Below are 6774 nucleotides of genomic sequence, written 5' to 3' on the forward strand. Positions count from 1 at the left end.
TCCTATACCCATCAAGGGGCAATTCGGTACTACCTGCACTCGAAGCACAGTGGTCTGCCACTATCACAAACAAGGTGTTTTTATACCATTCTTGTTGTTTAGCCAATTCAAAAAAGTGTTTTAGCGCATAATCAGTATATTTCACGCCTCCTATTCGCTTCTTTAGGGTAGGTGGTATATCTATTTTTCCATCTGGATAAGTAAAAGGTCTGTGATTGCTAACTGTCATCCAGTGATTAAAGAATGGCTTGCCTGTTTTAGCCTGCTCATTCATCACTTTTATAGCTTTATTGGCCATATCTTCATCACAAACACCCCATATATTCGAAAAAGTAACCTCCTGAGGCGAAAAACTCTTGCTATCTACTATCTCATAACCATTACCGGTAAAGAAATCCTTCATATTGTCAAAATAGCTATCGCCTCCATAAAGGAATTTCACATCATACCCTTTACTTCTAAACACACTACCTGTAGTAAACTTATTCTTATTATCCTTGCGTTTTACCACACTTTCCCCTGGTGTGGGGGGTATGCAGAGCGTCAAAGCTTCCAATCCACGTACCGTGCGATTTCCCGTAGCATAAAGATTAGTAAAAAACAGACTCTTGTCTACCAATTCGTTTAAAAACGGTGTGCGATTATCATCATTACCATAGAGAGCAAGATATTCAGCCGACAAACTCTCTACCGAAATAAGCACCACATTACGGCGTTGCTCTTGCCCCTTAGCAGCTACAGTACGCTCAATGGCAGGAGCATTCATCTGTTGTAGAAGTGTTGCTTCAGCCTCGGCTTCCTCTAAAGTAGGATAAAATTGAGCGTAATCCAACTCACTATGGGTGAAAGCATAATAGAATTTATAAACTCCATTAGCTTGCATTTCTTGTGCAAATATATTACTACCACTCAAGTTGTGCAGTGCTGGTAAAGCCCAAATCGCTAAGAGGGAAAGTACTGCATAGTTAAGCACATATATACTCTTTTGCAATAGGGTCGGAATAGAGGTCAAAACCGATTTTGTCTTTACAAATACCCATATAGTGAGCGCCAATACTACTGCAAATACCCCAGAAAACAGCGGCACCACAGGGTAACTCTCCATTATATTCCCTATCACTTCATTAGTGTAAATCAAATAATCTACGGCTATAAAGTTATACCGAATACCAAATTCATTCCAAAAGAAATACTCACTTACCGCATTCATCACTATTGCAAAAATATAAATAAATAAAGTGATGAAATAGAGAATATTGCGCAGTGTTACGCGATATTTAGGCAAGAAGAGCAAAAGACCAAAACAGAAGGTTTTAAAACCAAAAAAAGCCAATGCTATTTCAGGAATAACCCCTCCGTACTGCTCAAATATATTATTAGGGTAGAATTGGATATAGAGCAAGAAGAGCACCAATGCCCCAAAGATGAGATAACCATAAGGCTTTTTGTATTTCACATTGGCTATAAAAAGGAAGTAAATAGCCAAAATACCCATCGCCAGTACTATTGTTAGCACGTCTGAAACCAACCCTATACTACATATTTTCAGCACTTCTACAAAAGAAAAAGAAGCCGTTGTGATAGGGTGAAATACAAACACACAGCGCATTATCAGCGATATTATTACATATAAGCCAGCTATATAAGCGAAAGGTTTAAGTTTTCCTATAAAGTATTTCATATATCAAATTATAAACAATCATTAAATCCCCCCTTTTTACTAATATTCGTGTATGCATACCATCACATCTCCCCCTTTGAAGGAAGTCCGCGAGCAGGCGCAGCGGAGTATGTGCATAGGGGGGATGTTAATAATCAGTAAATTACAAAATAACTCATTGGTATTAATAAGTTCTTTTTAAGGTTAGGTGGAACTTTTCAGATTGCTCCACCAACAATTTGGGATTATTTTGCAAAAGTAATAAAAAACTTCCAAACCACCGAAAAAAATCAGTACTTTCTTTTCGCCCCCATTCGTCTCTCGCTTCTCGTCTTTTGTCTTAAAAAAAGTGCTTTCAAGAAAAAACTTCTCAAAAGCACTTTTTTTCAATAGATATGAATAAAAAAAACTATCTTTTACTGATTGTTAAGCATTATAGGCATCGCCAGCATCAGTACTTTTTCTCCCTCGTCTAAACCATCAATAGGGGTGATAATACCAGCGCGATTAGGCAGTGACATTTCTAACAATATCTCGTCAGAGTCAAGATTGTTAATCATCTCTTTCAAGAATTTAGAATTAAACCCTATTTCCATATCATCGCCCTGATAGTTACAAGTCAAACGCTCCTCACCTTTATTGCTGTAGTCTACATCTTCTGCCGAAATAATAAGACTTGAACCAGCTACTTTCAAGCGTACTTGGTGAGTCGTTTTATTAGAAAATAGTGAAAGACGATTCACCGAGTTGTAGAATTGCGAACGGTTTAGCGTCAGCTTATTAGGATTTTCTTTCGGAATAACCGCATCGTAATTTGGATATTTACCATCTATCAATCTACAGATAAACTCCATATCATCAAATGAGAATTCAGCGTTGCTTTCATTGTATTCTACAGTTACCTGAGTTTCGCTACCTGCCAAAATACCCTTCAATATATTGAGCGGCTTTTTAGGCATAATAAAGTCAGTAGCTTCTGTAGCTTTAATGTCAGCACGTTCGTATTTTACCAATTTATGAGCGTCAGTACCTACAAAGGTAAGCCCTTGCTCGTTAAACTGAAATAGCACCCCACTCATTGTCGGACGCAAGTCATCATTCCCTACTGCAAAAATCGTCTTTTGTATAGCAGTTGCTAACACGTCACCTAATAGCGTTACTTTGTTAGCTTCTGGCAAAGCCACTGGCTGAGGGAACTCTGCCCCATCAAGGTATGCCAATGTATAGTTACCAGTTGTCGAACTAATTTCTATAATATTATTTTCTTTTACAAGAAAAGTAAGTGGTTGTTCTGAGAAAGTTTTCAGAATATCAGTCAAAAGCTTTGCCGAAATAGCAATACTCCCCACAGAATCCGACTCCACTTCCAACGTTCCTCTCACAGTAGTCTCAAGGTCTGAGGCTGAAATAGTTAATGAATTGGGTGAAAGTTCAAACAAGAAATTATCAAGTATAGGCATAGTGTTACTACTATTGATAACACCTCCAAACACTTGCAATTTCTTTAATAGATACGAACTTGATACTATAAATTTCATATTTTATGTATTTTAAACGACAAATCTTCCCCCTCATCGGGAGTAATAATGGCAAAAGTAATAAGAAAATTTATTACTACCAAATATTTTTTAATATTTTTTTCTCCTAGTCATTTTTTCATAATACACAAAAAACACCTACCATAAAACTGTAGTAAGTGCTTTTTTAAATTTTATATAGTTTCATTTGTTAATTATAGCGTTTAAACTAATTACTATATTAGTAATCTCTTTCATCAAAATAACCATACCCCATATATTTACTAACAGAATTTACAAAGAAAACAAAAGCCTCTTTTTTATTCTCAAACTCTTTTCCTGCGGCTATCTTTCCATACCATTGCATATTAAATAACCTTGTTCTATACCATAAACTTCTCTCTGGAGATGAGTACCCTATATGATAATTATATTGTTTATAATTTTCAAACAGTAAACTTTGTCCCTGAAACTCTTTTTTATACAAGTTTAATACCTCTTGTGCTGAAAAAGGAGTATTTAGAGTAAGTTCTCCTAACAAAGGGGGCTTAAGCATTACTTGTTTTGCATATACACTCCACGTCATAAACAGACCTTTATCATCGCGCCCTTCTGACCAAGGTACATACACCTGCGTTTGTGGTGCTTTTTCTGGATAAAGCAGATATAACACAGGGGTCTCTTTATAAATAGGAGTGGGATAGCTTTTAAGTACTTTCAATTTATTAGGTATAGCATTTTTATCACCAACATCTACACTATTGAGTTCTGCTAATGAATAATATGTAATAGATTGATTACCCACTACTGCATACTCAATGTCCGTAGTCAATGATAAGTTTTTAATACTCAAATAATCAGCTCCTTTAGGAGTATAATTTCTTTGTATTTTATTACAAGTACTTTTTACTTCCCCCGCATACATTGTAGCTAAGCTGTCGTATATCACTTTCACTTCCTCCCCTCCCAATACAAAAGGAGTTGTTTTTCTCTCTGTTTTTATAATATTATCAGAGTTTCCTCTTACAAAAATAGAGTAGCTCACTTCTACTTCTACAGGAGAATTATCTACAGAATTAATCACTACATAATTATGATTAAACACCTTTTCTTTAGTAGCTTTCACCTCCATTTCAGGTGGCTTATTGCACATCCCACATATATTTAGAAGAGCAGCTAATATTCCAAATATTTTTAGTAAAATATGTTTCATCTTTTTTTCAAGTTAAAAACCGTAGAAACTAAAATAACTTAACATCCTAACATTAGTAGTATCCTTTTTCTCCAAAATAATCACTCCCTTTAGAACGACCACAGATATTTATAAAATATAATTGTCCTTTATTCTCAAGTCTATCTCCTGCTGATATAATCCCATACCATTTTATATTCTCTCCTTTAGTACTATACCGCAAACTTTCCTCTGAAAATGAATAACAAGAATTATTATAAAATTCATAGTTATCAAATAGCTGTTCTTTATTAGAAAATTCTTCCCTATACAATTCTAAAACTTTATTCAAAGAATAAGGGCTATCCACCCTTACTTCTCCAAAAATAGGTGTTTTCAAAGATATAGATTTAGCATAACTTGCTGTTGCTATTTTCAAACCATCTCTTTTTTCCATATCTTTCCAATAAATATATACTTGTTTTTGAGGTGATTTTTCAGGGTAAAGTAAATACAATATTGAAGTTCCTTTATAAATAGGGGTCGGATACCATTTAAGCATCTTTTTACTATTTACATCATTTTTATTACTAATATCTAAGTTTGATATCTCTTTCAAACTATAATATTCCACTTCTTCATTTCCTATCACACAATATTCCAAATCTACAGCAGAAAGATTATTGATATATAGATAATCAGCCCCTTTTGGCATAAACTCTCTTCTTATTTTATTATAATTACTTCTTATATCTCCCTTAAAAGAAAGTTCTAAACTGTCATACTTAATCTTTACCTCCTCTCCCCCTAATATAAAAGGAGTAGTTTTACGCTCTGTTTTTACTATATTTTCACTATTCCCTATTCTATATACAGAATAGCTTACCTCTACTTCAACAGGAGTATTATCGACAGAATTAACGATTATATAATTATGTTTCATCACTTTTGTTTTATTATCTTTCAAAATAGTTTCTTCCATTTTTGAACAAGTCATAAAAACATTAGTGAGAAAAACCACTGCTACAAAACATATTAATAAAATCTTTTTCATAATTCTACTAATTTACTGATTTGCTAATTACTCAAACGACTGCATCTCCACTAACTTCTTATACATCCCCTGCTTTTGCAGTAGTTCCGTATGCGTGCCTTGCTCCACTATCTGTCCTTTTTGCATCACCACTATATGGTCAGCATTTTGTATGGTAGAAAGGCGGTGAGCTATCACTACCGAAGTGCGGTTCTTCATCATATTCTCCAAGGCAACTTGCACCAAGCGTTCACTCTCAGTATCCAATGCCGAAGTCGCTTCGTCAAGCACCATTATAGGCGGATTTTTCAACACCGCTCTCGCTATACTTAAGCGCTGCTTTTGTCCCCCACTTAGCTTACTACCGGCATCCCCTATATTTGTATCCAACCCATCAGGGAGGTCTTGTATAAATTCGTAAGCATTTGCTATTTTAGTAGCCGCTACAATCTCCTCATCTGTTGCCGAAGGCTTGCCTATCAGCAAGTTATTCTTAATGGTATCGTTAAAAAGAATCGAATCCTGCGATACCACACCTATCAGGTGGCGCAACGAATCCGTCTGCATATCACGCACATCTACCCCATCTATCAGCACCTGCTCCTCATTCACATCATAAAAACGAGTGATGAGGTTTGCCACGGTACTCTTTCCACTCCCCGACTGCCCTACCAAAGCCACTGTCTTGCCTTTAGGCACTTCCAATGTGAAGTTAGTCAGCACATTAGCCTCTTCATATCTAAAAGTTACCTTGTCAAAACGAATAGCTGTAGTAAAATCCTGCATCACCACAGGCTGTTCTTTTTCCTTTATCGGGTTGTCGTAATCCAGTATCTCCAATATACGCTCAGCCGCAGCATTCCCTCTTTTCATATCATACGAAGCCTTGCTGATAGCCTTAGCGGGAGTCAAAATATTATAAGCCAAGCCCATAAAAGCAATAAACTGCGTACCTTCTAAAGTCTTGTCAAGCAATACCAGCGAACCTCCAAACCAAAGCAATATCGCTATCATCAGTATACCGAGAAACTCGCTCATTGGCGACCCTAAGTTCTGACGGTTCATCACCTTATTGCTCATCTTCATAAAGTGCTCACTCGACTGACTAAAACGTTGAGTAAAAATATGCTCTGCCGTAAAAGCCTTTATCACGCGCAAGCCTCCTATCGTCTCTTCTATAAGCGAAAGAAACCGCCCCTGCTCTTGTTGTACAGCTATCGAGTTCTTTTTCAGCGATTTTCCTATCTTCGAAATCACCGCAGCCGCTATCGGTATAAATACAAAGGTGAAAACAGTCAGCTTCACACTGATGCCCAACATCACTATTATCGAAAAAAGTATCGTCAGCGGCTCGCGTACGTACGCCTCTAATCCCGAAAGCAAAGAGTACTGT

The 6774-nt window shown here is 36.3% G+C and carries 5 protein-coding genes; all 5 read right to left on the bottom strand.

Annotated elements, in window-relative coordinates:
- Window positions 1-1681, bottom strand: a 1681-nt coding sequence (locus HMPREF9074_RS08395; RefSeq protein WP_034540265.1) for an LTA synthase family protein, incomplete at its 3' end; no start/stop codon positions are given.
- A gap of 395 nt (window positions 1682-2076) precedes the next feature.
- Window positions 2077-3198 carry a DNA polymerase III subunit beta gene (dnaN, locus tag HMPREF9074_RS08405; RefSeq protein WP_009391162.1) on the bottom strand — a complete coding sequence of 374 codons (1122 nt, stop codon included), beginning with the start codon at window positions 3196-3198 and terminating at the stop codon, window positions 2077-2079.
- Window positions 3199-3418: 220 nt separating this feature from the next.
- Window positions 3419-4390, bottom strand: coding sequence for a hypothetical protein (locus HMPREF9074_RS08410; RefSeq protein WP_009391161.1), 972 nt, complete (start codon window positions 4388-4390; stop codon window positions 3419-3421).
- A 52-nt stretch (window positions 4391-4442) separates the two neighbouring features.
- A complete protein-coding gene (locus tag HMPREF9074_RS08415) occupies window positions 4443-5402 on the bottom strand; it encodes a hypothetical protein (RefSeq protein ID WP_009391160.1) in 960 nt (319 codons plus the stop codon).
- Between the two features lie 27 nt (window positions 5403-5429).
- On the bottom strand, window positions 5430-6774 hold a 1345-nt coding region (locus tag HMPREF9074_RS08420), incomplete at its 5' end, for an ABC transporter ATP-binding protein (protein WP_034540273.1).

It is taken from the genome of Capnocytophaga sp. oral taxon 329 str. F0087 (assembly GCF_000213295.2).
GTDB classification, from domain to species: domain Bacteria; phylum Bacteroidota; class Bacteroidia; order Flavobacteriales; family Flavobacteriaceae; genus Capnocytophaga; species Capnocytophaga leadbetteri_A.